Source organism: Citrobacter sp. Cu233, assembly GCF_030332225.1.
GTDB lineage: Bacteria > Pseudomonadota > Gammaproteobacteria > Enterobacterales > Enterobacteriaceae > Citrobacter.
The window spans coordinates 21,536-45,009 of sequence record NZ_JAOWIF010000037.1; the positions used below are offsets into that span (position 1 = coordinate 21,536).

A 23,474-nucleotide genomic window follows, 5' to 3' on the forward strand; every position below is an offset into this window, starting at 1 on the left:
TCATCATGAGTAAATTAGCCAACGTATGGGTGTTTAGCGATAACGTAGAACGCTATGCGGAATTAATGACCGGTGCCCGCCAGTGGGGCGAGCAGGTACACCTTATTGTGCAGGGCAACGAACAGGTCGAGCAGGTTAAAACGCTGGGTGCCGATGACATCATCGTGCTCGAACACGCCAGTGGACTGCAGCGTGTTGAAAACTACGCCGAAACTGTCTCAGCCTTACTGCAAACGCACACCGGCCTATTGCTGATGCCTGCGTCTAAACGCGCAAAATCACTGGGCGCGCGGTTAAGCATTCAACTCAATGCGGCGATGGTAAACGACGCCACAACGGTCACTCTCGATGCCGGTGCGCTGTTTGCAGAACACCGTATGTATGGCGGTCTGGCATTCGGTAAAGAAAAACTGAATAGCGCGCTGGCGATTATCACGCTTGCCCCTGGCATGTTTGAACCAGTAGAAGCAAATCCTGCGCACACTTGTCCTGTCGTCTCAGCACCTTATATCACGCCACTTCATGAAATTGTTTGTCAGGAACGTCGGGCCAAATCCCTCAGCAGCGTGGATCTCAGCAAAGCCAAACGCGTGGTTGGCGTCGGTCGTGGCCTGGTGGCCGAGAGCGATCTGCAGATGGTACGCAATCTTGCCGCCGTTCTGGGTGCCGAAGTGGGTTGTTCACGCCCTATTGCTGAAGGTGAAAACTGGATGGAGCGCGAGCGCTATATTGGCGTTTCCGGTGTGCTGTTGAAATCAGATTTGTACCTGACACTGGGCATCTCAGGACAAATTCAACATATGGTCGGCGGGAACGGCGCGAAGATTATAGTCGCCATCAATAAAGATAAAAAAGCCCCTATCTTCAACTACGCCGATTACGGTCTGGTTGGTGACATTTACAAAGTCGTCCCGGCCCTTATCGAACAGCTCAGTCGCTAACTGCCACATTTAACGCACATATCCCGCTGCACTCGCGGCGGGAAAGGAGCAAATAACATGTCAGATGAGAAATTTGATGCCATTGTGGTCGGTGCTGGCGTGGCGGGTGCAGTAGCGGGTTACGTGATGGCCCAGGCAGGGCTGGACGTGCTGGTTATTGAGCGCGGAAACAGTGCTGGCAGCAAAAATATGACCGGTGGACGGCTCTACACACATAGCCTTGAGCACATTATGCCCGGCTTCGCAGTGGAAGCCCCTGTCGAACGGATAGTTACCCGCGAAAAAATCTCTTTCCTTACCGAAGAAAGTGCCGTCACCCTCGATTTCCATCGTGAAAAAGACAATAGCCCGGCGCAGGACTCATATACCGTATTGCGCAACAGGCTTGATCCCTGGTTGATGGAAAAGGCCGAACAGGCCGGGGCTCAATTTATTCCGGGCGTTCGCGTCGATTCCCTGATTCGGGAAGGGAACAAAGTCACTGGCGTGCAGGCAGGTGACGATATCCTGGAAGCCAATATCGTTATCCTGGCTGATGGCGTCAATTCTATGCTGGGACGTTCACTGGGAATGGTACCGACCTCTGCGGCGCAGCATTATGCCGTTGGCGTAAAAGAGCTGATCGGCCTGCCACCAGCAGTCATTGCAGATCGTTTTAATCTATCAGGAAATGAAGGTGCCGCCTGGTTGTTTGCCGGTTCGCCATCTCATGGTCTGATGGGCGGGGGTTTCCTGTACACCAACAAAGACTCCCTCTCTCTGGGACTGGTATGTGGTCTGGGCGATATCGAGCATGCGACAAAAAGCATTCCACAAATGCTGGAAGATTTTAAACAACACCCTACTATTCGCCCACTGATCGCCGGCGGTGAGCTGCTGGAGTATTCTGCGCACATGGTGCCGGAAGGCGGTCTGGCGATGGTACCGAAGCTGGTTGATGACGGTGTGATGATCGTCGGCGACGCCGCCGGTTTTTGTCTGAACCTGGGCTACACCGTGCGCGGCATGGATTTAGCGATTGCTTCAGCAGAGGCTGCGGCCAAAACCGCTATTGCAGCGAAAGAACGTCAGGATTTCTCCGCCAGCAGCCTGATGGACTACAAACGCGCCCTTGAACAGGGTTGTGTGATGCGTGATTTACAGCATTTCCGTAAGATCCCCGCGCTCATGGAAAACCCCCGTTTGTTTACCCAATATCCGCGCATGGTGGCCGATATCATGAGCGACATGTTCACCGTTGATGGCAGCCCAAACCAGCCAATTCGCAAGACCATTTTGTCCCATGCGAAGCAGATTGGGCTGATGAATCTACTGAAAGATGGCATCAAGGGAGCAACCGCGCTATGAGTCAGGACAACACCGTAAATGTTGACGTCAAACTGGGCGTTAACAAATTCAATGTCGATGAGGGGCATCCGCACATCATCCTTGCCGAACATCCTGACATGAAAGAATTTCACAAATTGCTGAAAGCCTGTCCTGCTGGACTGTATAAGCAGGACGAAAGTGGAAATATCCATTTTGATTCCGCAGGCTGCCTGGAATGTGGTACCTGCCGGGTTCTGTGCGGTTCCACTATCCTCGAACAATGGGAATACCCGGTTGGGACATTTGGTGTGGATTTCCGTTACGGCTAACACGTATCGCCAGTTGTACGCCGGATACAGCACATCTGTTATCCGGCAGGACGTGTACCGAAATTATCCAGGGAATAACTCATGAGTGTCACATTAACGTTTAATGCCGAACGTCGGGAAGCTTATCGACAACAAGGATTTTGGGGGGATGCATCGCTGGGTGATTACTGGAGCCAGACCACCCAGGCAATGCCGGACAAAATCGCTGTGGTCGATAACCACGGCGATTCATACACCTACGCCGCGCTCGACAGTGCGGCCAGCCGTCTGGCGACCTGGTTGTTAGCCTGCGGAATCCAGCCAGGTGACCGCGTCGCCTTTCAATTACCCGGCTGGTGTGAATTTACTCTTATCTATCTGGCCTGTCTGAAAACCGGGGCGGTTTCCGTACCACTACTTCCTGCCTGGCGCGAAGCCGAGCTGGTATGGGTACTGAACAAATGCAAGGCAAAGATTTTTTTCGCACCTACGCTGTTTAAGCAAACCCGACCAGTGGATCTGATCCTGCCCTTGCAAAACCAGCTGGCGCATCTGCAACAGATTGTTGCCGTCGATAAGCTGGCCCCCGCGACAGACTCACTGGCACTCAGCCAGCTTCTTTTATCACCACCATTAACTCAGCCCATTAGTGTACATGCCGATGAACTGGCTGCGGTACTGTTTACCTCCGGAACAGAGGGGATGCCCAAAGGGGTAATGCTGACCCACAACAACATCCTGGCCAGTGAACGCACCTATTGTGCCCGTCTTAATCTCACCTGGCTGGATGTATTTTTAATGCCCGCGCCACTTGGCCATGCTACCGGTTTTTTACATGGCGTGACCGCACCGTTTTTAATTGGTGCACGCAGCGTACTGCTGGATATTTTCACTCCCGAAGCCTGTCTCGAATTGCTGGTACAACAGCGCTGTACCTGCGTACTCGGCGCCACACCGTTCGTCTATGACATGCTGTGTAGCGTGGAAAAACATCCCTACGATCTCTCGTCGTTACGCTTTTTCTTATGCGGCGGCACCACTATTCCGAAAAAAATAGCCCGCGATTGTCAGCAGCTCGGCATTAAACTTTTAAGCGTCTATGGTTCAACAGAAAGCTCGCCGCACGCGGTAGTCAATCTTGATGATTCGCTTTCCCGCATGATGAACACCGACGGATATGCCGCAGCCGGCGTGGAAATTAAAGTCGTCGATGAGGCACGTAACACGTTGCCTGCGGGTATGGAAGGAGAAGAGGCATCCCGCGGACCCAATGTTTTTATGGGCTACCTTGATGAACCTGAACTGACCGCCCGAGCACTGGATAATGACGGCTGGTATTACAGCGGCGATTTATGCCGAATGGACGAGGCCGGATACATCAAAATCACCGGGCGTAAGAAAGATATTATTGTGCGCGGTGGGGAAAATATCAGTAGCCGCGAGGTCGAGGATATTCTGTTGCAGCATCCGCGTATCCATGATGCCTGCGTTGTGGCAATGCCGGACGATCGTTTAGGCGAAAGATCGTGTGCGTATGTGGTGCTAAAACCTCCGCACCATTCGCTGTCGCTGGAGTCTGTCGTGGCCTTTTTTAGCCGTAAACGGGTAGCAAAATACAAGTACCCGGAGCACATCGTGGTTGTCGAGAATTTACCGCGCACGGCGTCTGGCAAGATCCAAAAATTTCAGCTACGGAAGGATATTATTCAGCGCTTAAGCGTGGAGAACATGGAGAGCGTTGAAGGGTAAAGTGCCGGATGGCGATGCTAACGCGTCTTACCCGGCCTACGTTGAATGCCAATCGTAGGCTGGTAAGGCGTTTACGCCGCCATCCGGCATCATGTTACTTATTCAGTTCAGCCAGACTCAGCCAGGTCTGCACAACGGTGTCCGGGTTGAGCGACAGGCTATCGATCCCTTCTTCCATCAACCAGGCCGCGAAGTCTTCGTGGTCAGATGGACCCTGGCCACAAATACCAACGTATTTGCCCTGTTTCTTAGCGGCACGAATCGCCATCGACAACAGTGCTTTCACCGCATCGTTACGCTCATCAAACAGTTCAGAAACCACGCCAGAGTCACGGTCCAGACCCAGCGCCAGCTGTGTCATGTCGTTAGACCCGATAGAGAAGCCGTCGAAGTATTCGAGGAACTGTTCAGCCAGCAAGGCGTTGGATGGGATCTCACACATCATGATGATCTTCAGTCCATTTTCGCCGCGCTTCAGCCCCTGACGTGCCAGCTCTTCCACGACCGCTTTCGCCTGGGCAACGGTACGAACAAACGGTACCATGACTTCCACGTTAGTCAGCCCCATGTCGTTACGGACGCGTTTTACGGCATCACATTCCAGCGCAAAACAGTCACGGAAGCTATCCGCAACATAACGCCCCGCACCACGGAAGCCCAACATCGGGTTCTCTTCATGCGGTTCATAACGCTCACCGCCGACCAGGTTGGCATATTCGTTGGACTTAAAGTCCGACATGCGCACGATGACGCGTTTTGGATAAAACGCCGCACCCAGCGTCGCGATCCCTTCAGTCAGGCGACCCACGTAGAACTCACGTGGTGAATCAAACCCTTTCATCATCGCGCGGATTTCGTTTTGCAGTTCCGGCGTTTGATCATCGAATTCCAGCAGTGCACGTGGGTGCACGCCAATCATACGGTTGATAATAAATTCGAGACGCGCCAGACCGACACCTTCGTTTGGCAGACAAGCGAAGTCAAAAGCGCGGTCTGGGTTACCGACGTTCATCATCACCTTCAACGGCAGCTCCGGCATGGTTTCCACGCTGGAGCTCTTCACGCTGAAGTCCAGCATGTCGGCATACACGTAGCCGGTGTCGCCTTCCGCACAGGAGACAGTGACTTTCTCACCGTCTTTCATGCGTTCGGTCGCGTCGCCACAGCCAACAACCGCCGGAATGCCCAGTTCACGGGCAATAATCGCCGCATGACAGGTACGACCGCCGCGGTTGGTGACAATCGCCGCCGCTTTTTTCATGATCGGTTCCCAGTCCGGGTCGGTCATGTCGGTAACCAGCACATCGCCTGGCTCGATACGGTTCATTTCGCTGATGTCATGAATGACTTTTACCGGGCCAGCACCGATGCGGTGACCGATGGCGCGACCTTCAGCGATAATTTTACCCTGAGCATGCAGCGTATAGCGCTCCATCACCTGGCCACGAGAACGCACAGTTTCCGGACGAGCCTGTACAATGAACAGCTTGCCGGTATGACCGTCCTTAGCCCATTCGATGTCCATCGGACGACCGTAGTGCTTCTCGATTTGTACCGCCTGCTTCGCCAGCGCCTGCACTTCCTCGTTGGTCAGTGAGAAAATATCACGTTGCGCCTGCGGAACGTCTTCAATGGTAACCTGCTTGCCATGCTCCTGAGTCGGCGCATAAATCATGCGGATTTTCTTAGAACCCATAGTACGACGCACGATGGACGGGCGGTTGGCCGCCAGGGTCGGTTTGTGCACGTAGAATTCATCCGGGTTTACAGCGCCCTGCACCACCATCTCACCCAGTCCCCACGCGGAGGTGATAAACACCACCTGATCGAAACCAGATTCGGTATCAATGGAGAACATGACGCCGGAAGACGCCAGGTCAGAACGCACCATACGCTGAACGCCCGCAGAGAGCGCTACGCCGCGGTGATCATAGCCCTGATGAACACGATAGGAGATTGCGCGGTCGTTAAACAGCGAGGCAAACACGTGTTTGACAGCGACCAGTACCGCATCAAACCCCTGGACGTTAAGGAAAGTTTCCTGCTGGCCCGCGAATGACGCATCTGGCATATCTTCTGCGGTAGCGGAGGAACGCACGGCAAAAGAAGCATTGGCATCGTCCGCTGACAGCTGCGCGTAGGCATCGCGGACGGCATTTTCCAGTTCAGGCTGGAAAGGAGTGTCGATAATCCACTGGCGGATCTGTGCACCCGCTTTTGCAAGCGCGGTAACATCGTCGATATCCGTTTTATCCAGCAGCTCATAAATGCGCTGGTTTACGCCGCTTTGGTCCAGAAACTGGTTAAACGCATCGGCGGTCGTTGCAAAACCATTCGGTACGGAAACGCCCATACCTGAAAGGTTAGTAATCATTTCACCCAGGGAGGCATTTTTGCCCCCAACTCTGTCTACATCATTCATGCCGAGTTGGTTATACCAAAGCACCAGCGGTGACGAGCCATTGTTGGACATCGAACAATCCTTATATATGAACGAGGTTAGGAAACTCAATTTTGCGTAATTATCTTGGCATATTTACTTCAGCGAAAAAAACGGTGAATCGTTCAAGCAACTTTATTTTTTATTTTTTCAGATTCTTTACGCATTTGCGCAAACCCGCGAACGGCACGGGATCACCACAAAATCAGTCGGTATAAACATTTGTTCCGAAAAATGAAATGTACTTTTCATTAAATATAAAAATACTGTTTCAATTTATAAAATAGATGCGGCAATATTCGCTTCTGCCGAATTTTAATTTATGCTTTCAGAGAATTATGTCTACCTCCAGGATGAGCAAAATGGATAATGCTGTTGATCGTCATGTATTTTATATTTCTGATGGCACAGCCATCACCGCAGAGGTATTGGGTCACGCGGTAATGTCGCAATTTCCGGTCACGATCAGCAGCATTACGCTGCCGTTTGTTGAAAATGAGAGCCGTGCTCGTGCGGTTAAAGACCAGATTGACGCCATTTATCAACAAACGGGTGTGCGTCCTCTGGTGTTCTACTCCATCGTGTTGCCGGAAATTCGCTCGATCATTTTACAAAGTGAGGGTTTTTGCCAGGACATCGTCCAGGCACTGGTTGCCCCACTGCAACACGAGATGAAACTCGACCCCACACCGATCGCGCATCGCACGCACGGACTGAATCCAGGCAACCTCAACAAGTACGATGCGCGTATTGCAGCCATTGATTATACCCTCGCGCACGACGACGGTATCTCGTTGCGCAACCTTGATCAGGCGCAGGTGATTCTACTTGGCGTTTCCCGCTGCGGAAAAACGCCTACCAGCTTATACCTGGCAATGCAGTTTGGTATCCGGGCCGCTAACTACCCCTTTATTGCCGATGATATGGATAATCTGGTGCTGCCCGCCTCTCTGAAGCCGTTACAACACAAACTGTTTGGTCTGACGATTGACCCTGAACGCCTGACGGCGATCCGCGAAGAACGCCGTGAAAACAGTCGCTACGCCTCACTGCGCCAGTGCCGTATGGAAGTTGCTGAAGTAGAGGCGCTGTACCGGAAAAATCAAATTCCGTGGTTGAACAGTACCAATTATTCAGTAGAAGAGATTGCCACCAAGATCCTCGACATCATGGGGCTGAATCGCCGCATGTACTAGAATGCTAGTGCATTGGTTCGATTTTTTGCTATTATGCTCGCCACCAGGCAGGATGAGTGTGTTATTGTGATGCACATCACTTCCCGGTAGTCCTGCCGTTGAAGCAACAAATTTCTGAGATAAGTAATGAACAGAACCGATGAACTCCGTACTGCGCGTATTGACAACCTGGTCACTCCAGCAGAGCTTGCGCAACGGCATCCTGTTTCGTCCTCCGTCGCCCGCCATGTAACGGATTCCCGACGTCGGATAGAAAAAATTTTGAATGGTGAAGATCCTCGCTTGCTGGTCATCGTTGGTCCTTGCTCGATTCACGATCTCGATGCCGCCATGGAATACGCCACGCGTTTGCAGGCACTGCGCACTAAGCACCAGGCGCGTCTGGAAATCGTGATGCGTACCTATTTTGAAAAACCGCGTACCGTCGTGGGCTGGAAAGGCCTCATTTCCGACCCAGATTTGAATGGCAGCTATCGTGTAAATCATGGTATTGAGCTGGCACGTAAACTGCTGTTACAGGTCAACGAACTGGGTGTACCGACGGCCACTGAGTTCCTTGATATGGTGACAGGTCAGTTTATTGCCGATCTGATCAGTTGGGGCGCTATTGGCGCACGCACCACAGAGAGCCAAATTCACCGTGAGATGGCTTCCGCGCTCTCCTGTCCTGTCGGGTTCAAAAACGGGACAGATGGCAATACACGTATCGCCGTCGATGCTATTCGCGCGTCACGCGCCAGCCACATGTTCCTCTCACCGGATAAAACCGGTCAGATGACTATCTATCAGACCAGCGGCAACCCCTACGGTCATATCATCATGCGCGGTGGTAAAAAGCCGAACTACTCTGCCGAAGATATTGCCGCGGCCTGCGATACGCTGCATGAATTCTCTCTGCCGGAACATCTGGTGGTGGATTTCAGCCATGGCAATTGCCAGAAGCAACATCGCCGTCAGTTAGACGTGTGCGATGACGTCTGTCAGCAGATCCGCAATGGTTCGACGGCGATAGCCGGGATCATGGCGGAAAGTTTCTTACGCGAAGGTACGCAAAAAATCGTCAGCGGCCAGCCACTGGTTTATGGTCAGTCAATCACCGATCCCTGCCTGAACTGGGAAGATACGGAACTGCTGGTCGAAAAACTCGCCGCGGCGGTAGACAGTCGATTCTAAAATCATGCCCGATGGCGGTTTCGCCTGTCCCGATCTACGGTTCGTGCCCATCCAGGCCCGGTCAGCGTAATGCTACCGGGCTTTTTTAATGCCGCACAATCCCGCAAATTTGATCCCGTCACAATTATTTCACAAAAAGGCTTGATGCAAATTCTCAGTTTATTGATAATGATTATCATTGTTACATTGATTGCTATTTTTAAACACTATGTCACGTATGGATAACACTACAGCAACGCCTGCAAAAGAAAAAACACCGCCTTCTGTCACGCCTGACGAACGTCGGATTGACAGTAAAAGCCTGCTGGGAAATGAAGGACGAGTGATCATAGAACATGATGGTCAGCACTACCTGCTGCGCCAGACTCATGCCGGTAAACTCATTCTGACTAAATAAATACCTATTACGCCAGCCACCCAGGTGATACCCAGGCAGCCAGCGCTTTCGATTTTCTAATGGAGAGTTGCTATGCCACACCTGCACACGACATCGCTGCGCCCATCGCTTTTGGCGCTGGCGATCGTAAGTAGCCTTCCCGCCGCCGCATTTGCGGCGGCTGAAGATATAACGGTCACCGCCACCGGCAATGCCCGCAGTGCCTTTGAAGCGCCAATGATGGTCAGCGTTATTGATGCGACCGCGCCGGAAAACCAGACTGCCAGTTCAGCGGCAGATCTGTTACGTAAAGTGCCTGGACTTACCCTTGACGGTACGGGGCGAACCAACGGTCAGGACGTCAATCTGCGCGGCTATGACCGACGCGGAGTTCTGGTGCTGGTAGACGGCGTACGTCAGGGAACCGACACCGGACACCTGAACAGCACATTTCTTGATCCGGCGCTCATTAAACGTATCGAAGTGGTGCGTGGCCCTTCGGCTCTGCTGTATGGCAGCGGTGCGCTCGGCGGGGTAATCGCCTATGACACAGCAGATGCTAAAGACTTACTTGAAGCGGATAAAAACAGCGGTTACCGCGTGTTCGGTACTGCTGCCTCGGGCGATCATAGCCTCGGCATGGGTGCCAGCGCGTTTGGTCGAACCGACACGCTGGACGGTCTGCTCGCCTGGTCAACTCGCGATCGCGGGGACTTACGCCAGAGCGACGGTACCACCGCGCCGAACGATGAAGCAATAAACAATATGCTGGCAAAAGGGAGCTGGAAAATTGACAGCGCCCAGACTCTGGCAGGTTCACTACGTTATTACAACAATGATGCACGTGAGCCCAAAAACCCGCAAACCAGCGCAGCAGATACCAGTAACAACCCGATGACCGATCGCTCAACGATCCAGCGTGACGCACAGTTGACCTACACGCTCGCCCCTGCGGACAATGACTGGCTGAACGCTGATGCACGCATTTACTGGTCCGAGGCTCGCATTAATGCCCAGAATCCGGATGCGACTAATGAGTTTCGCAAACAAACGACCAAAGGCGGGAAAATTGATAACCGCAGCCGGTTGTTTTCCGACTCCTTTGCTTCTCACCTGTTAACTTACGGTGGGGAATACTATCGCCAGGAACAACGCCCCGGTGGTGCGACGACCGGTTTCCCTGAGGCAAAAATTGATTTCAGCTCCGGCTGGCTACAGGATGAAATCACCCTACGGGATATGCCAGTAACATTACTGGGTGGTACACGCTATGACTCATATCGCGGTAGCAGCGAGGGTTATGCGGATGTCGATGCCGACAAATGGTCGTCCCGCGCAGGAATGACCGTCACGCCGGCCGACTGGCTGATGCTGTTCGGATCATGGGCTCAGGCTTTCCGCGCGCCGACAATGGGCGAGATGTACAACGATGCAAAACACTTCTCCATCGGCCGTTTTTACACCAACTATTGGGTACCCAATCCTAACCTGCGTCCGGAAACCAACGAAACGCAGGAGTATGGCTTCGGTTTGCGCTTTGACGATTTGCTGATGGCAAGCGATGCGCTCGAATTTAAAGCCAGCTATTTCGATACCAAAGCGAAAGATTACATCTCCACCAGCGTCAATTTTGCTGCCGCGACAACCATGTCCTATAACGTACCCAATGCCAAAATCTGGGGCTGGGACGTGATGGCGAAGTACACCGCCGATCTGTTCAGTTTAGACATGGCCTACAACCGTACACGAGGCAAAGATACCGACACCGGTGAATACATTTCCAGCATTAACCCGGACACCGTCACCAGCAAACTGAATATACCCGTGGCACACAGCGGTTTCTCAGTCGGCTGGATAGGCACGTTTGCGGACCGTTCAACCCATATCAGCAGCAGCTACACCAAACAGCCCGGCTATGCAGTAAACGACTTTTACGTGAGCTATCAGGGTCAACAGGCACTGAAAGGTATGACCACCACACTGGTACTGGGTAACGCTTTTGATAAAGAGTACTGGTCTCCACAAGGCATTCCGCAAGATGGCCGTAACGGCAAAGTTTTCGTGAGTTATCAGTGGTAATCACCCTGCCCCGACGAGCCGGGGCAGCAATCTGGAAGGAAGAGGCAATGAATCACTACACACGCTGGCTGGAACTGAAAAAAGAACATCCTGGAAAATATGCGCGTGACATCGCAGGGTTGATGAACATTAGCGAAGCTGAGCTGACTTTCGCACGCGTCGGTCATGACGCGTGGCGTTTACGTGGCGAAGTACGCGAAATCCTCGGCGCTCTGGAAGCCGTAGGCGAAACAAAATGTATTTGCCGTAATGAGTATGCGGTGCATGAACAGGTTGGCGCTTTTACCAATCAGCACCTGAACGGTCATGCCGGACTGGTTCTTAATCCGCGCGCCCTCGACCTGCGCCTGTTCCTTAATCAGTGGGCAAGCGCCTTTCATATCAGTGAGACCACCGCCCACGGCGAGCGTCAGAGCATTCAGTTCTTTGACCATCAGGGGGATGCGTTACTGAAAGTCTATGTCACACAGAATACCCTCGTTGAGGAATGGGCTGCGTTGCTGACCCGTTTCATCTTCGCTGAAAACCCGCCACTGGTACTGCAACCCGCCGACACTTCTGCACCAGCCACCATCACGGTCGATGCGAAGACGGTTGATCAAGAGTGGCGAGCCATGACCGATGTACATCAGTTCTTTGGTCTGCTGAAACGCCACGATCTCACCCGTCAACAGGCATTTAATCTCGTTGGCGACGATCTGGCCTGTAAAGTCTCTAATAGCGCACTGGCGCAATTACTTGATACCGCGCGCCAGGATGGCAATGAAATTATGGTCTTCGTGGGTAATCGCGGCTGCGTACAGATTTTTACCGGCGTGATAGAAAAACTGGTGCCGATGAAAGGCTGGCTAAATATATTCAACCCGGCATTTACCTTACATCTGCTGGAAGAGAGCGTGGCAGAAACGTGGGTAACGCGCAAACCGACCGCCGATGGCCACGTCACCAGTCTGGAACTGTTTGCTGCCGACGGTACGCAAATCGCCCAGCTGTATGGTCAACGTACGGAAGGCGAACCAGAGCAGACGCAATGGCGCGCACAGATTGACGCGCTCACGCCAAAAGGACTGGCCGCATGAAAAAACTGCTGGTCCTGATTGCGTTGTTCCCCGTCGCGGCGCTGGCAGCGCCTGAAGAAAGGATTGTGGCTCTCGGTGGCGATGTCACCGAAATTGTGTATGCGCTGGATGCGCAATCATCCCTCGTGGCACGTGACAGCACCAGCCAGTGGCCACAGGAAGCGACCCAATTACCCGATGTAGGCTATTTACGTCAGCTCAACGCCGAAGGAATCCTGGCTACCCGCCCTACGCTGGTGCTGGCCAGCGCACAAGCGCAGCCTTCTCTGGCCCTGAAGCAGGTCGAGCACAGCAACGTCAGGGTTGTCATGGTCCCTGCCAGCAATACGCTTAGCGTGATTGATGAGAAAGTGCAGGTTATTGCGCAGGCTACACACCAGGAGGCTAAAGGCGAAGCCCTGCGCAACAGGTTACGCCAGGAACTCGCAGCATTACCCGCCACGCAGCTTGATAAACGTGTTCTGTTTATTCTCAATCATGGTGGAATGACCGCAATGGCTGCAGGGCAGGAAACGGGGGCTGATGCCGCTATTCGCGCTGCCGGCTTACGTAACGCAATGCAGGGTTTTAGCCGTTACCAGCCGTTATCACAAGAAGGCGTAATAGCCAGCCAGCCCGACCTGGTGGTGATCTCGCGGGATGGTATTCAGGCCGTTGGTGGTGAAGCTAACCTGTGGGCACTGCCTGGGCTTGCGCAAACGCCTGCCGGGCGCAATAAGCAGGTGCTGCAGATTGATGATATGGCATTACTGGGCTTTAGCGTTCGTACGGCACAGGCCATTTTGCAGCTACGCGCCAAAGCGGAGCAATTGCCCTGATGGCCCGAAGAATCACTTGCTCGTTATGGATGCTGGCCTTTCTGCTGGGTGTAATGACGATACTGGCGACCGGTTTTGGCGCGCTGCGTCTGCCGGTAAGCCTGCTCTGGCTGGACCGAGATGATGCTTTGCGTCAAATCTGGCTCACCATTCGGCTACCGCGCGTTCTGCTGGCGCTGGTGATTGGCGGCTCACTGGCACTGGCTGGTTGCGTCATGCAGGGATTGTTTCGCAACCCGCTTGCCGACCCAGGGCTACTGGGCATTAGCAGCGGTGCGGCCTGCGCCGTCGCCCTGTGGGTGGTGTTACCAGTCTCATTACCCGCGTTACTCATGCTGTATGCGCCAATGATGGCGGCATTTCTCGGTGCGCTGGCTGCCACCGTGGTGATTTTTATCCTCAGCCAGCAGCGTGACGGTTCGCTATCGCGTCTGTTGTTGGTCGGAATTGCCATCAACGCACTCTGCGGGGCCGCGGTCGGCGTTCTGTCGTGGATCAGCAATGATGCGCAACTGCGGCAGCTGTCACTTTGGGGGATGGGCAGTTTGGGTTCTGCGCAGTGGTCAACACTACTGGCTGTCACCTCGCTAATGCTCCCAACAGTACTGGTTATCTGGCGCCTGGCCACGGCACTGAACCTGCTACAACTGGGTGAGGAGGAGGCGCATTATCTCGGCATTGATGTTCGGACGATCCAACGTATTTTGTTGTTGTGCAGCGCATTACTCGTGGCCGCTGCTGTAGCGGTCAGCGGAGTCATTGGGTTCATCGGTTTGGTTGTCCCGCATTTAATGCGTATGTGGCTCGGTTCAGACCATCGGGCCGTGATCCCCGGCTCTGTTCTGGCTGGCGCATTGTTACTACTGATTGCCGATACTCTCGCCCGCACCGCAGTTGCGCCTGCGGAAATGCCCGTTGGTCTGCTGACCAGTATTCTCGGTGCGCCATGGTTTTTATGGCTTATTTTTCGTCAGCGAGGAGCGCATGGCTGAACATTTTATTGCCGAAGGACTTCACTATCGCCTCGCTGAGCGCTCAGTTATTGACGACGTATCGCTCAAACTCGCTAAAGGTGAACTGGTCGTGTTAATCGGGCCGAATGGTGCGGGAAAATCCACCCTGCTACGTCTGTTGACCGGCTTTCTTAAACCGACTGCCGGACACTGTTTGTTAGATGGCAAATTACTGGCTGACTGGAGTACGCAGTCGCTGTCGCGCCATCGTGCGGTTATGCGCCAGCAAACACAGGTAGGTTTTGACTGGCAGACAGAAGCCGTCATCGCGATGGGCCGTGCCCCCTGGTCCCAACATCCCGAGCCCGAGCTTATCGCTCAGGTAATGGCAATCACCGGCTGCACACCGTTGGTGGGCAGGCAATACGCTGCGCTTTCCGGTGGCGAACAACAACGCGTTCAGTTAGCCCGTGCGCTGGCGCAATTGTGGTGCAACACCGGACCCCGCGGTTGGCTATTTCTCGACGAACCGACGTCAGCGTTAGATCTTTACCATCAGCAGCATCTGCTGAGATTACTAAAGACACTCACCGCTGCAGGAGAATTGCATGTTTGCATCATCCTTCACGATCTCAATCTGGCTGCACTGTGGGCTGACCGGATCATACTGCTCCATCAAGGAAGCATTGTGTCTCAAGGGACGCCCGACGCCGTGTTACAGGCTGATGATCTGATACGCTGGTACGGTGCCCAGGTTCACGTTGGCCAACACCCGGCCAACGCATCCCCACACGTTTTTCTCGCACCTTAGCTGGAACAACTTACCTCCAGCCGTTTACCCCAGTCAGGTGGACGGCTGATATAATCATCATCCCGATCGATGAACGGCGTACGTAACGCAGCGTGTAACCGATGTAGTTCGCTATAATCACCCTGCTCTGCCTGGCTTATTGCCCGCTGCGCCAGCCAGTTACGTAGCACCATCGCCGGATTCGCCGTCTTCATCTGCGCTTGTCTGACAACGTCAGCCACATTGTCTTGTTGCAGGCGCGTGCGGTAACGTGTGAACCAGTCGTCAAATGATGCACGGTCAATAAACTCATCGCGCAGTGGGGACAAGGTGCTGTGTTGCTCAGTTTGGCTGAGCATGCGGAACGTTCGCGTGTAGTCGCTACCTTCCCGCGCCATCAGGCTAAACAGTTCGCTAAGGATTTCGTTATCGTTTTTCTGCTCGCTAAAGAAACCCAGTTTTTGCCGCATGCGTTGCCCATAGCGGGTTAGCAAGGCCAGTTGATAACCGTCCAGCGCATCATTGAGCACATCAACCGGGATGAATGGCGAAAGCGTCTGCGCCAGACGTTGTAGGTTCCACAAAGCCGCAGCAGGTTGATTATCAAAACTATAGCGCCCCTGATGATCGGAGTGGTTGCAGATAAAATCTGGCACGTAATCATCAAGGAAACCGAAGGGACCATAATCCATCGTCAGGCCAAGAATCGACATGTTGTCCGTGTTCATCACCCCATGCGCAAAGCCTACGGCTTGCCAGTCGGCCATTAACGTCGCCGTGCGCATAACAACATCCGTAAACCACAACTGATACTTATCCGCCTCTTCCTGCCATTGTGGCCAGTAATGACGGATCGCAAAGTCAGCAAGCTGGCGTACTTTTTCCGGTTCACGACGATAATAAAAGTGCTCAAAATGACCAAAACGCATATGGCTTTGTGCCACGCGAATGAGCATCGCGCCTGCTTCAGTGGTCTCTCGCTGCACCGGAGTCTCGCTGGTGACAATCGACAAGGCCCGGGTTGTAGGTATCCCCAGATAATGCATGGCTTCACTGGCCAGGCTCTCTCTAATCGTCGAGCGCAGCACGGCGCGCCCATCCCCCATGCGGGAATAAGGCGTTAAACCAGCGCCTTTCAGATGCCAGTCAAGGGTTGTGCCATCGGCAAGCAATTGCTCACCCAGCAGAATCCCTCGTCCATCGCCGAGCTGCCCAGCCCAGACACCGAACTGATGCCCGCTGTAGACTTGTGCCAAAGGCACCATCCCAGGTAATAGCGATTCGCCCCCCCATACACCTGCCCCACTAGAAGCATCAAACAACGCAGCGGGAATTCCCAATTGCGCAGCCAGAGCATCGTTATGCCAGATGATGCGCGCGTTTTTCAGGGGGGTGGGCGAAAGAGCGGTATAGGTTGCTGGTAATTCATCATGCCAGCGAGTAGTAAAAGACAGGGTCATAGGGCCTCCTGTCTCTAGTGTAGACTGTTAATAGTCTGTTAAACACCAGCAAATAAAAGGGTTATCATTTTACCAGTGAAATGATCTTTACAGGTGATACCGCTGGCCACAGCCCCCCTTGCATCGCGCTGAATCCCAAAGGTAATACCCGCGCCAGCATCTCTTGTGTATCAATACCGCTAATGATGATTGATTCACAACTGGGGGATAATTGCGCCAGAATAGCCCGCATAAACGGCTCAAACGAAATATGTGTAATCCTCTGTTGAACAAAGTTTTTATCCAGCACGACACGTTTGAACAGACCATCAAAAATTGCCCGCGTGGATATGCCCCCGGCACCGTAGTTTGTCAGTATTAATGGGAATCGCGCAGCCAGGGCAGCCAGTGTGGGATTTTCTTTGCCACTGTTTAACTCCGGATAACTTTCATTAATCGTCAGTTCAATAAATGAAAATCGTTCAACACGTGAAGCATATTCAGCATCTGATAATAAAGTATTAGCAACCGCTGGCGTTAAATTAAGCCAGGCAGGAATTTTGCGTTGAATAAAAAAGTGTTGGCACGTTTCGATTAATTCCAGCTTCTCGGCAAATAAACGACATTGATCGTCGTCTGACATCCGGGGCATAACCAACTCTGTTGGCATGCGTACGTTGCCATCCGCACTGACAAAATTTGTAACAATATCGACGTACTCAAGGTCACCTTTTTCACTTCGTGCAGGAAGAAAAGAGAACTCTGAATGATAAAGATAATCCAGTGAAACAATCATTGTGCCAGCCCCTCTGCATGGGTGTAATCCGGGATCCTGTAGCAAAGGATGGAAAAATACGTTGCTGCTGATACAAATAGAGGCCCTTTCATTTTTCCCTTTTTAGCCAGTAAATCGAATCCTTTTTTTTTAGCTTATCCTGATTATAAACGAATATCCAGCTTTGCACTTTTTAATATCTCGGGATAAATCATATTTTTAGCAAGATACGCTCTTAACGTTTGGGGTTATTGACCGACAAACAGCAGAAGTGAAAGTTGGCATTTAAAATGAGGATGACGAGACAACCGCGCGCCGATCTCGTCATCCGTAATGATTAAATTCGGCGTGCCTGCCAAAAGTTTTTACGCCAGTAGACATTATCCAGCGAAGAACGCATCACTCCGCGACTGGTTGAAGCATGGATAAATTGATTATTGGTATCGTAGATTCCGACATGCAGACCACTTTCACCGGAGCCCGTTTTAAAGAAAACCAGATCGCCGGGTAGCAAGTCATCTTTATCGATCTCGGTACCAATCTTTGATTGAGTACGCGTGTCTCGCGGTAATTGAAGATCGAATTGGTCACGCATCGTCATCAACACAAATCCCGAACAATCCACCCCGCTACGGCTCATGCCGCCATAGCGATAGGGAGTGCCATGCCAGGTTTGCAACTGATCGTTAAGACCCGCGATAACAGCGATAGAGTCCGACAGTCGGGCATTCGGCGCAGGAGCACGATGGCTGCTGCACCCCGCCAAAAACAATGCTGTGATGAAAAGGAGCCAAAAGCGCATTCAGGACGAATCCTCTGATTTTTATTTTTGTGTCAATTTAGCGTGGAAATTATGTGATTTTCAAGAACCCATTTAACTTAAGTGGTTGATATGAGCATTCTGTGGCCTTCAATATCCAGGCGACGGAAATTTACACCATAGGCCAACGACAGATTTGCTGGCGTCAACACCACATCACGCGAACCGCTCGCCAGCAGCTTTCCGCGTTTGAGCAACCACGCCTTGTGCGCATGGCGTAGCGTATGGTTAAGATCATGACTACTCATCACAATGGCGATTCCCTGCAGACACAGCTGGCTCAACACTCTATCCAGCGCGTTTTGTTGCGCCACATCCAGGCTATTCATCGGCTCATCCAGCAACAAAAGTTGCCCATGTGGATTAGACTGCGGACTCATTTGCAGGATGACGGCCGCCAGACGCACACGTTGCCATTCCCCCCCTGAAAGCTGATTAACACCACGTCCCAGTTTATCTCCCAGCCCAAGCGCATCAGCCACCTCCTGCAGCAGGTCTGTTCGCGCTTTATCAGACTGATGCAGCGTCAGAAAATGCCAGACCGGCATCGCAAATGGCGGATTTTGCTGTTGCGCAAGATAAGCACGATATTGCGCCAACTTCGCTGCCGGCCAGTCACCGAGCGGTATATCACCGAAGGTGATGCTCCCCTCTCCGGTCGTCAGTCCCGCCATTCGCGCCAACAACGTACTTTTCCCCGCGCCGTTGGGGCCCACTAAATGCAGGATCTCGCCTGCTTTAATTTCACCAGATAGCGGGCCGAGTCTGGTCGATTCAGCAACATCCTGTAGCAACATTAATCGGGACATTAGTTGGCCAATGCAGTCTTTATAGCGTGTACAAGAATCGGGTCCTCAGGCGTCATATCAGGTGAATAACGGTGCAGCACCTGTCCATCCCGGCCGACTAAGAACTTTTCGAAGTTCCACAGAATATCGTCCGGGTAGAGCGGTGCCCGGCCTTTACTCGCCATACGCGCATAAAATCCGCTATCTGCCGGTGCAACCGCAGTGGGTGCCGCATCAATCAGCTTCTGATACAACGGATGGCGGGCTTCGCCATTGACATCAATCTTACTGAACATCGGGAAAGTAACACCCCAGGTTGTGCTGCAATACATCTTAATCTCGTCTTCACTGCCGGGCTCCTGCCCCAGAAACTGGTTGCAGGGGAATCCCAGAACGGTGAAACCCTGCCCATGCCAGGCTTTCTGCAGGTTTTCCAGTTGCTCATACTGTGGCGTTAACCCACATTTTGAGGCTACGTTGACAATTAACAGTACATTTCCGGCATACGCCTGTAATGAGGTCGCCTCGCCGTCGATGGTTGTCACTTCCGTATTAAAAAGCGTGTTTTGCATAGCATCTCCAGAACAACTGGTGAATAGTGGAATGACCTTGTTCAGCTTGTAAGCATAGACCGAACCTGCACTTTCTAGCGCGCAGCTTTTAACAATAACCAGATAAATACCGGTGCGCCCATCGTGGCCGTCACCACGCCAATGGGTAACTCAGCCGATGCCAGTACCAGACGTGCGACGACATCAGCAAACAGTAGTGCAATTGCCCCCGCCAACGCACACCCAGGGAGTAAAACACGGTGATCGGTTAATCCACACAGTCGCAGAATATGGGGGATTACCAGCCCGATAAAACCAATTGCCCCTGCCAGCGCCACGCTCACACCCACCATCCATCCCGTGGCAACCACCAGCAGGTTGCGCCAGAACCATAAAGGCAGCCCCAGCTGGCGCGCGGAGGTTTCCCCCAGCGCCAGCATATTCATCGGCTGCGACTGGCAGCAAATCCACAGCAATACGGGGAGCAACGCGACCATGAGCCAGGCCTGATGCCAGTCTACGCCACCGAAGCCCCCCATCATCCAGTACATCAACTGTCGAAGATCAAAAGAGGTGGAAAAATAGATAGCCCAGGTCATCAGAGCGCTGCAGATAATCCCCAGCGCCACGCCGGCCAACAGCAAGCGACTGGTCGATAAATGTCGACGGGCAAAACGAAGAAGAATGAGGGTGATAATCAGCGCACCAGCAATGGCGCATAGGCCCAATGCCCAGCCGGGCAATTGCCCTTGCCCCAACAGAACAGCCGCAATAAGCCCTACCCCCGCGCCATTAGACACGCCGAGTAAGCCAGGCTCCGCGAGTGGGTTTTCAAACAGCGCCTGCATCACCGCGCCAGAGAGGGCCAGTGCGGCACCTACCAGCAATACGGCAAGTGTACGGGGAAGTCGAATTTGCCAGACGAACAGATCGCCACGAGCGCTAAACCAATCACCGGGAGCAATCCACTGTTCTCCTGCGCATAAACTTATAATTGTTGCCAGCAGCATCAGCACTGACAGAGACAGTATCCAGCGCACGTTTCGTCGCTGCTGTTGATGGGCAAAAGTCAGCATGTTTTCCATTCTGCTGAAAAGAGATGGGGGAGATTCTACGGTGCTGATTCAGTAGTGAAAAGGAAAAAGGCCGCATAGCGGCCTTTTTAGTTATACGCGTCATACTTTGCGTATCGTTAAATCACTCTTCTTTGGGCGTTGCGTTTTCAACCCGGCTTTTTAACTTCTGCCCGGGTCTGAAGGTCACCACGCGCCGTGCTGTAATGGGAATATCTTCGCCCGTTTTCGGATTGCGGCCCGGACGTTGATTCTTATCACGCAGATCGAAGTTACCAAAACCAGAGAGTTTTACCTGCTCACCATTTTCCAGAGCACGACGGATCTCTTCGAAAAATAGCTCGACCAGTTCTTTGGCATCCCGCTTGCTAAGCCCAAGCTTATCAAACAGATATTCTGACATTTCAGCTTTTGTAAGCGCCATAGGTTCAATCCCTCAATGATGCCTGGAATCGCTCTTTTAATGCCTCTACACATTTGGCGACGGTAGCGGCAATCTCCTCTTCTTCAAGTGTACGGCTGGTATCCTGAAGGATCAGGCTGATAGCGAGGCTCTTATAACCCTCCGCAACACCCTTACCGCGGTACACGTCAAACAAGTTTACGCCAACTACCTGATTTACGCCAACTTTCTTACATTCGGATAAAATATCCGCTGCGGGAACGTTTTCAGCCACAACAACGGCGATGTCACGGCGGTTCGCCGGGAAGCGAGAAACTTCACGCGCCTGAGGCACCACGCGGTCTGCGAGCTTATTCCACTCCAGTTCGAACACCAGAGTGCGACCGTTCAGATCCAGTTTACGTTCCAGTTCAGGATGAACAACCCCAATGAAACCAATACGTTCACCTTTCAGATAAATCGCCGCAGACTGGCCCGGATGCAGGGCTGGATTCGCTTCAGCTTTGAACTGGATGTCCGCCAGTTTGCCGGTCAGGTCGAGAACCGCTTCCAGATCGCCCTTCAGATCATAGAAATCAACCGTCTCTTTCGCCAGATTCCAGTGTTCATCGTGGCGGTTGCCGCAGATCACGCCAGCCAGCATCAGATCCTGACGGATACCGAGGTTAGCCTGCGTATCCGGTACAAAACGCAAACCCGTTTCAAAAATGCGCACACGGTTTTGCTGACGGTTTTGGTTATAAACCACCGTTGACAGCAAACCGGTCCACAGAGAAAGACGCATTGCTGACATATCGATAGAGATTGGGCTTGGCAGCAGCAGCGCCTCTTCTCCCGGATGCAACAGCGACTGGACTTTAGGATCAACAAAGCTGTAGGTAATAACTTCCTGGTAGCCTTTGTCATTCAGCATGGTTTTAACACGTTTCAGCGAGAGGTCCGCTTCACGATGCTCACCCATGATAAGTCCTGCCTGAATTGGGGTATTTGGGATATTGTCGTAACCGTATACGCGGGCAATTTCTTCGACCAGGTCTTCTTCAATCTCCATATCGAAACGCCAGCTTGGCGCGACCGCCTGCCACTCGTCCTGGCCTTCAGTCACTTCACAACCCAGACGGGTCAGGATATCAGTCACCTGATCATCGGCAATGTGATGGCCAATCAGACGGTTCAGCTTGCTACGACGCAGGGTGATGGTCGCACGCTTCGGCAACGTCGCTTCGTTGGTCACATCAATCACCGGGCCGGCTTCGCCGCCACAGATATCAATCAGCAGACGCGTTGCTCGCTCCATTGCTTTGTACTGCAGCGCAGGATCGACACCACGCTCATAGCGGTGAGAAGCATCGGTGTGCAGGCCGTGACGGCGCGCGCGACCGGTAATAGACAGCGGGCTGAAGAACGCGCATTCCAGCAGAACGTTTTGCGTTTCATCATTCACACCAGAGTGCTCACCACCAAAGATCCCCCCCATGGCCAGCGCTTTGTTGTGGTCAGCAATCACCAGCGTATCCGCACTCAGTTTTGCTTCACTGCCGTCGAGCAGGACCAGGGTTTCCCCTTCTTTTGCCATACGCACGACAATTCCGCCTTCAATGCGGTCTTTGTCGAATGCGTGCATCGGCTGGCCCAGTTCGAGCAGCACATAGTTAGTCACGTCAACCACTGCATCGATGGAGCGAATACCGCAACGGCGCAGTTTCTCTTTCATCCACAGTGGCGTTGGCGCTTTCACGTTGATACCTTTCACCACACGTCCCAAATAGCGTGGGCACGCGTCAGCAGCATCAACCTGAATAGGCAGCACATCGTTAATGGTCGCCGCTACCGGGGTGATTTCCGGTTCAACCAGCGGAGCTTTGTTCAGCACAGCCACATCGCGCGCAACACCGATAATGCCTAAGCAGTCGGCACGGTTCGGCGTAACGCTGATTTCAATGGTGTTATCGTTGAGTTTCAGATATTCACGAATGTCGGTGCCAATCGGCGCATCAGCAGGCAGTTCAATAATACCGTTATGATCGTCGGAAATACCCAGTTCAGAGAACGAGCACAGCATCCCCTCAGACGGCTCACCGCGAAGCTTAGCCGCTTTGATTTTAAAATCACCAGGCAGAACGGCACCAATGGTCGCTACCGCAACTTTCAGTCCCTGGCGGCAGTTCGGCGCACCACAGACGATATCCAGCAGGCGATCGCCACCGACGTTCACTTTAGTGACACGCAGCTTGTCAGCGTTCGGGTGCTGACCGCACTCAACCACTTCACCGACAACAACACCGTTAAATTCACCGGCAACGGCTTCCACACCGTCAACTTCCAGACCCGCCATCGTAATTTGGTTTGACAGCGCATCGCTATCAATTGCTGGGTTAACCCATTCGCGTAACCACAGTTCACTGAATTTCATTG

General features: G+C 52.8%; 21 protein-coding genes. 12 read left to right on the forward strand and 9 right to left on the reverse strand.

From position 1 onward, the window contains the following. Positions 1-5: 5 nt before the first annotated feature. The 4 genes from OGX95_RS15765 (at position 6) to fadK (ending at position 4,306) form a co-directional block, all read left to right on the forward strand. A complete protein-coding gene (locus OGX95_RS15765; protein ID WP_286630105.1) occupies positions 6-941 on the forward strand; it encodes an electron transfer flavoprotein subunit alpha in 936 nt (311 codons plus the stop codon). A gap of 57 nt (positions 942-998) precedes the next feature. Then, entirely contained in the window at positions 999-2,288 is a 1,290-nt protein-coding gene (locus OGX95_RS15770) for an FAD-dependent oxidoreductase (RefSeq protein WP_286630106.1), read from the forward strand. Next, the gene (locus OGX95_RS15775; RefSeq protein ID WP_286630107.1) at positions 2,285-2,578 is read left to right on the forward strand and encodes a ferredoxin family protein; all 294 of its coding nucleotides are present in this window, start codon (positions 2,285-2,287) and stop codon (positions 2,576-2,578) included. The genes OGX95_RS15770 and OGX95_RS15775 overlap by 4 nt, the downstream gene beginning before the upstream one ends. A gap of 81 nt (positions 2,579-2,659) precedes the next feature. Continuing rightward, on the forward strand, positions 2,660-4,306 hold the full coding sequence (gene fadK / locus OGX95_RS15780; protein ID WP_286630108.1) for a medium-chain fatty-acid--CoA ligase: 1,647 nt from the start codon (positions 2,660-2,662) through the stop codon (positions 4,304-4,306). A gap of 94 nt (positions 4,307-4,400) precedes the next feature. Here fadK and ppsA read toward each other — a convergent pair whose 3' ends face one another. Beyond that, the gene (gene ppsA, locus OGX95_RS15785; protein WP_286630109.1) at positions 4,401-6,779 is read right to left on the reverse strand and encodes a phosphoenolpyruvate synthase; all 2,379 of its coding nucleotides are present in this window, start codon (positions 6,777-6,779) and stop codon (positions 4,401-4,403) included. Between the two features lie 329 nt (positions 6,780-7,108). Here ppsA and ppsR point away from each other — a divergent pair, with 329 nt between their 5' ends. From ppsR to OGX95_RS15825, 8 genes are all read left to right on the forward strand, one after another. Next, positions 7,109-7,942: a posphoenolpyruvate synthetase regulatory kinase/phosphorylase PpsR gene (gene ppsR, locus OGX95_RS15790; RefSeq protein WP_137383349.1), complete on the forward strand. Its 834-nt coding sequence runs from the start codon at positions 7,109-7,111 to the stop codon at positions 7,940-7,942. A gap of 126 nt (positions 7,943-8,068) precedes the next feature. Continuing rightward, positions 8,069-9,115 carry a 3-deoxy-7-phosphoheptulonate synthase AroH gene (aroH, locus tag OGX95_RS15795; protein ID WP_286630110.1) on the forward strand — a complete coding sequence of 349 codons (1,047 nt, stop codon included), beginning with the start codon at positions 8,069-8,071 and terminating at the stop codon, positions 9,113-9,115. A gap of 208 nt (positions 9,116-9,323) precedes the next feature. Continuing rightward, positions 9,324-9,512: a hemin uptake protein HemP gene (gene hemP, locus OGX95_RS15800; RefSeq protein WP_271440813.1), complete on the forward strand. Its 189-nt coding sequence runs from the start codon at positions 9,324-9,326 to the stop codon at positions 9,510-9,512. Positions 9,513-9,584: 72 nt separating this feature from the next. Next, on the forward strand, positions 9,585-11,570 hold the full coding sequence (locus tag OGX95_RS15805; protein ID WP_286630111.1) for a TonB-dependent hemoglobin/transferrin/lactoferrin family receptor: 1,986 nt from the start codon (positions 9,585-9,587) through the stop codon (positions 11,568-11,570). A gap of 47 nt (positions 11,571-11,617) precedes the next feature. Next, positions 11,618-12,649, forward strand: coding sequence for a hematinate-forming heme oxygenase ChuS (gene chuS, locus OGX95_RS15810; protein ID WP_286630112.1), 1,032 nt, complete (start codon positions 11,618-11,620; stop codon positions 12,647-12,649). Next, positions 12,646-13,467: a heme/hemin ABC transporter substrate-binding protein gene (locus tag OGX95_RS15815; RefSeq protein ID WP_286630113.1), complete on the forward strand. Its 822-nt coding sequence runs from the start codon at positions 12,646-12,648 to the stop codon at positions 13,465-13,467. Before chuS ends, OGX95_RS15815 begins: the two co-directional genes overlap by 4 nt. Next, positions 13,467-14,459 (forward strand): FecCD family ABC transporter permease, encoded by a 993-nt coding sequence (locus tag OGX95_RS15820; protein ID WP_286630114.1) that lies wholly within the window; start codon positions 13,467-13,469, stop codon positions 14,457-14,459. Before OGX95_RS15815 ends, OGX95_RS15820 begins: the two co-directional genes overlap by 1 nt. After that, entirely contained in the window at positions 14,452-15,231 is a 780-nt protein-coding gene (locus OGX95_RS15825) for a heme ABC transporter ATP-binding protein (protein WP_286630115.1), read from the forward strand. The genes OGX95_RS15820 and OGX95_RS15825 overlap by 8 nt, the downstream gene beginning before the upstream one ends. On the opposite strand, the gene selO is transcribed toward OGX95_RS15825, so the two are convergent. The 8 genes from selO to pheT all read right to left on the reverse strand — a co-directional run bounded on the left by selO (position 15,228) and on the right by pheT (position 23,472). Further along, positions 15,228-16,670: a protein adenylyltransferase SelO gene (gene selO, locus OGX95_RS15830; RefSeq protein WP_286630116.1), complete on the reverse strand. Its 1,443-nt coding sequence runs from the start codon at positions 16,668-16,670 to the stop codon at positions 15,228-15,230. The genes OGX95_RS15825 and selO overlap by 4 nt on opposite strands. 64 nt (positions 16,671-16,734) lie before the next feature. Further along, a complete protein-coding gene (locus tag OGX95_RS15835) occupies positions 16,735-17,445 on the reverse strand; it encodes an EAL domain-containing protein (protein WP_286630117.1) in 711 nt (236 codons plus the stop codon). A 316-nt stretch (positions 17,446-17,761) separates the two neighbouring features. After that, on the reverse strand, positions 17,762-18,226 hold the full coding sequence (locus OGX95_RS15840) for an NlpC/P60 family protein (RefSeq protein WP_005120307.1): 465 nt from the start codon (positions 18,224-18,226) through the stop codon (positions 17,762-17,764). A 77-nt stretch (positions 18,227-18,303) separates the two neighbouring features. Continuing rightward, positions 18,304-19,053 (reverse strand): vitamin B12 ABC transporter ATP-binding protein BtuD, encoded by a 750-nt coding sequence (gene btuD / locus OGX95_RS15845; RefSeq protein ID WP_286630118.1) that lies wholly within the window; start codon positions 19,051-19,053, stop codon positions 18,304-18,306. Beyond that, positions 19,053-19,604, reverse strand: a complete 552-nt coding sequence (locus OGX95_RS15850) for a glutathione peroxidase (RefSeq protein WP_286630119.1) — start codon at positions 19,602-19,604, stop codon at positions 19,053-19,055. Before OGX95_RS15850 ends, btuD begins: the two co-directional genes overlap by 1 nt. Positions 19,605-19,678: 74 nt before the next feature. Beyond that, a complete protein-coding gene (btuC, locus tag OGX95_RS15855) occupies positions 19,679-20,659 on the reverse strand; it encodes a vitamin B12 ABC transporter permease BtuC (protein ID WP_286630120.1) in 981 nt (326 codons plus the stop codon). Between the two features lie 121 nt (positions 20,660-20,780). Then, entirely contained in the window at positions 20,781-21,080 is a 300-nt protein-coding gene (gene ihfA, locus OGX95_RS15860) for an integration host factor subunit alpha (RefSeq protein ID WP_003030571.1), read from the reverse strand. A 4-nt stretch (positions 21,081-21,084) separates the two neighbouring features. Then, a complete protein-coding gene (gene pheT, locus OGX95_RS15865; protein ID WP_286630121.1) occupies positions 21,085-23,472 on the reverse strand; it encodes a phenylalanine--tRNA ligase subunit beta in 2,388 nt (795 codons plus the stop codon). Positions 23,473-23,474 lie beyond the last annotated feature (2 nt).